A 2,553-nucleotide genomic window follows, 5' to 3' on the forward strand; every position below is an offset into this window, starting at 1 on the left:
ATGTTGGTTTGAAATTTGTGCTAAGCGCCTAAGCGCTCCCAGGCTGGAGCCTGGGAACGAGAGGTAAAGCGGCTGGAGCCGCAAGAACTAAGCGTTCCCAGGCTGGAGCCTGGGAACGAGAGGTAAAGCGGCTGGAGCCTGGGAACGAGAGGTACAAGGGGGCCCGGAGTGCCTGTTCCCTGTTTTCCTTAAAAGCGCTGAGCAGATACCCGGCTGCATGGCAGGTGGAGCAAGTCGCCTTAAAGGCTTTTCCCGTTTAAAGGGATTGAAATCCGCTTGCGTTCGGTTATGTCCGTTAAATACAGCATCACAGATGTTGTCCCCGTCTCAAGGGGTTGTAATTATCACTACAGCGACGCTTTATTTGAACTCGAAGGGGACTGGCTCTCCCCGCACTTATTTTTATAATGCCCTCAAACATCCTTCAGAAAAATAAGTGCGGGGGTGCCTGACTCCGGTGGCCGAGGCAATCATTGACACAAAGTGTCGCAGTAGTGTTATGATATCTGTACAAATACAATAATTACAGACGCGAAGTTTTGTGAAGCTGCATAGCTATAGTCTATTTCAAATGACTTCATGCTAATATCTGCCTTTCTGTTTTGAATGTGATATCTTTATAAAGGTAGTTTTTGTTTGATATCACTAAAAACAGGGGGGCGTGATTGTGTCATTTCAGGGCATTAAGTTCTCAACAGAATGCGAAAGATGGTGTTCAATGTTAAAGCATTTTTTAATAATGATTAAAAAGACTCGCAACGATCTCAAAAGACTCGCGAGTAAGCTGACTGCATCAGCTTTTAAAATAAGTGAATATACATGAAATTTAGTACGAAGTCATATGAAATAGACTATAGTGGGGACAGTCCCGAAGCCAGGGACAGTCCCCGTGCCCTTGGGGACAGTCCCGAAGCCAGGGACAGTCCCCTTGCCATAATAAACAGCTTTTAACCCAAAACAAGCAATGACAAATATGCCATGTTTTCAGTTTTCAGAAACGCGTAATGCTCCCCCCTGAATGGTTACGATTGCCCGCTCAAGGGAACTGAGCGACCAGGCAAGGCAGGATGGAGGTATCACTCCGGCACAACCCTGCTGGCGGCATCCATCAGCTGTCGGCCCAGGGGGCTGTCGTTATTCACTTCACGTTCCACATTGGATATGCCCTTAAGTACAGTGGAATGTCTGCGGTTGAACCTTCTACCAATGTTTTGCAATGAGTTATCGGTGTATTTCCTGGCAAGATAAAAAGCCAGATTCCGGGCCTGAACATGCTGCCTCTTGCGGCTCCTGGAGCATATCTTTTCCAGAGGTAAATCATATATCCGGCATACGGATTTGATTATGTCTTCCAGACCCGGACTTTGTTTCTGCTGTTTGTAGTTTTTCAGGACTTCATGGGCCATTTCCATGGAGATCTTTTCTTCGAGGAACCTGGCCTTGAGCGCCAGGTTGTTTATGCAGCTCTCCAGCTGGCGGATATCTGTCTGGATACGCTCTGCCAACAGGTGTGATACATTCCGGGGGATACTTATCTGGTGACGGGCGGCCTTCCTGTTAATAATTTCATACCGTGTTTCCAGGTCCGGTCTGTCTATTACAGCCATAAAACCCCGGCACAACCTGGAGATAATGCTTGAATCCAGGTCTTTGAGCTCTCTGGGCAGAAAGGAACTGCTCAACACCACTTTTTTGCCCTGGCTTTGCAGGGCATTGATGGTGGATAGAAATTCCCCCTGTATTTTTTCCTTACCCTGAAAAAAATGGATGTCTTCAAGCATCAAAAGATCTATTTGATCCCGGTACTTTGCCTTGAACTGCTCCACCTGTCTGGATTTAATGGCCTGAATAAGCTGGCAGGCGAACTCTTCAGAGCTTAAATATGCGATACGCAGGTTATTTTTGTTGCTTACCTGGACCAGGCTGTTGCCCATGGACTGCACCAGATGGGTTTTACCGAGTCCGGTGGATGAGCAAAGAAAAAGCTGGTCCGACGAAACCTGCTCCCGGCAAAAGCTCTTGGAGGCCACGTAAGCCAGTTCATTGCTTGGGCCTACCACGAAATCCTGAAAGCTATACCTGAACTTGGAGACATTTTGAATACTGCTCTGAACGGGCAGGTGTTTGCGGGTTTCTTTACCGGCTATAACTGGTGAATACAGTGCTTCCTGTGTGTCTGAAGTGAATTCAATCTTGGGATCAAGGCCCAGAACATCCTGAGCAGTCTCTGATATCATGTCATGCAAGCGTTCACAGACCCAGGAAGCTACGAATTCATTGGGAGCCTGCAGGGTCAGAATCCTCTTTTCCGGGTCGAAACCACCGTTCAAAGGCTGAATCCAGAGCAGAAAAACCCCTGATTTTAATGATTTTTCAAGTATTTGTTTTATTCTTTCCCATGCATCGGTCATGGGTGTGCTTATATCTCTAACGCGGGCTTTGCCCGCAACCCAGATAAGAAAAGAGTTTTTAGCCCACAGATCACACAGATTGACACAGATAAAAGAGATTGAAGAAGCATGTTTTTTCCTTGCGGGAATAAGACCCCAGTGA

General features: G+C 46.9%; 1 protein-coding gene. It reads right to left on the reverse strand.

The features are described from left to right. Positions 1-1,076: 1,076 nt before the first annotated feature. The coding region (dnaA, locus tag QZP87_RS07045) for a chromosomal replication initiator protein DnaA (protein ID WP_363330998.1) at positions 1,077-2,553 on the reverse strand (1,477 nt) is incomplete at its 5' end.

This window comes from Desulfonatronospira sp. (assembly GCA_003563255.1).
GTDB lineage: Bacteria > Desulfobacterota > Desulfovibrionia > Desulfovibrionales > Desulfonatronovibrionaceae > Desulfonatronospira.